The sequence below is a fragment of the Neisseria sp. P0022.S010 genome (assembly GCF_051956635.1).
In genome coordinates this window covers 1-455 of sequence record NZ_JBQCXF010000890.1, presented here as the reverse complement: position 1 = coordinate 455, position 455 = coordinate 1, and the positions used below count along the sequence as shown (strand labels likewise).

Annotated in this window: 1 protein-coding gene; it reads right to left on the bottom strand. The window is 55.2% G+C overall.

The annotated features are described in order from the left end of the window. A partial coding sequence (gene trhA, locus ACTHUT_RS21950) for a PAQR family membrane homeostasis protein TrhA (protein ID WP_440419938.1) occupies window positions 1-453 on the bottom strand: 453 nt, incomplete at its 3' end. Window positions 454-455 lie beyond the last annotated feature (2 nt).

Below are 455 nucleotides of genomic sequence, written 5' to 3'. Positions count from 1 at the left end.
GTACAATACGCCGCCCAACACCAGCCAAAATAATCCGCCGGACGAAAGCGACTGTATCCGCGGCCATACCGCCACCACAATCAGCCAGCCCATCAACACATAAATTACCATCGACAGCAGCCGCTTCTCGCTTTTGCGCCCAATCGTCAACTCCTGAACAATGCCCAGCAAAGCCAGCCCCCACGACACGCCGAAAAGCGACCAGCCCCAGCCGCCGTGAAGGGTAATCAGCGTAAACGGCGTATAACTGCCTGCAATCAAAAGATAAATCATGCAATGATCGACCTTTTGCAAAATCGCCTTGGCTTTCGGCGGCGGAATGCTGTGGGATAAGGGTGAGCCCAAATACAGAAGCAGCAGACAGACTCCGTAAGTCAGTGCGCCGGCAATCCGATAGCCGTCCGCCGATTCCACCGCTTTCAACAGCATCAGCACCAAGGCCGCCACTGCCAATA